The organism is Xanthomonas cassavae CFBP 4642 (genome assembly GCF_000454545.1).
GTDB classification, from domain to species: domain Bacteria; phylum Pseudomonadota; class Gammaproteobacteria; order Xanthomonadales; family Xanthomonadaceae; genus Xanthomonas; species Xanthomonas cassavae.
Genome location: NZ_CM002140.1, coordinates 35640 through 36681 on the forward strand (window position 1 = coordinate 35640; position 1042 = coordinate 36681).

Below are 1042 nucleotides of genomic sequence, written 5' to 3' on the forward strand. Positions count from 1 at the left end.
AGTTTTGGTGGGCCAAAATATCCGCTAACTCACTGATGCAATGGATGAAATCCAATCTTGTGAGCTATTTTTACACGTATGTCGGCTGAACCCCAAGTAGGCGCAGTCTGGCGTGATGCAAAGCCTTTGCTTCAGCGTCATCCTCCCCCTGAAGGGTAGTGCGCATCAGGACGAAATGGAGATCGCGGTTGCGAAGGTACGCAATCGGGTCTCGTGCGCTTCCACCACAGTTGCCAAGAAATCGCTCGGCTTCCACTCGGGCAAATTCGGGTAACCGGCCTGTGCGCTGCAGATTTGCCGGCGTGGGTGCCTGTTTTTTGCGGCATCGGGCAACCGCCTCTTAAACCGTCGCCTCCTCGACCGCCGCCGCCGCTTTGGCTTGCAGATTGAGTAGCGTAGCGATGTTTGACACATTTCAACAACCGAAGGATTGCATCCGACTCACGTTTGTGATTCGATACCTCATGAATCGTTTCAAACGTGATACGCGCGAAGTGAATCGTGAAAAACCCAAACCTAAGCGTAGAAAGCTGAACGTGACCGTGGCATTACTTCCCTCTTTGTTTTTCAACGATGAGGAAGCAATGCTCACCCTGACCAAGAAAGAGCTGGCCGTGCTCGATGAGGCTCAACCGGACTATGCGGTTTATCTGGTTGAGACGGAGCACGAGAACAGCCGGTGGTGGCGGATGACGTTGAAGCTACCCACGCAGGACAAGGTTTATGAGGTCGTTACCGCGCTCGGTAAAACCAAGCTCTGGAAACGTTTGGACATAGCTGTCGATTTCATCAAGGAGAGCTGCCCGCACACAAAGAGCGTGTTCGTAGTTTTTGCCCCGTGGCACAACTAACAATCTGAGAGCTAGCGGTTGTAAGCCGGAACCCCCGATTTTCCGTCTGACCCGCAAAGCCAGCATCGGCGCAGTCTCTTGCGCTTATGGCAGATTTAGGGGTCCGGGGAGCAATGGAACAGGGAAGTCAGTTAAGCCGATTGATCCGCGAACGCACCCAGGCCGGGCTGACGGCCGCGCGGGCACGCGGT

The 1042-nt window shown here is 54.4% G+C and carries 1 protein-coding gene; it reads left to right on the forward strand.

Going from position 1 to position 1042, the window contains the following annotated elements; all coding sequences use genetic code 11:
• Positions 1-560: 560 nt before the first annotated feature.
• Complete coding sequence (locus XCSCFBP4642_RS0123410; RefSeq protein WP_003490957.1) at positions 561-851, forward strand: hypothetical protein; 291 nt, start codon at positions 561-563, stop codon at positions 849-851.
• Positions 852-1042: the final 191 nt, after the last annotated feature.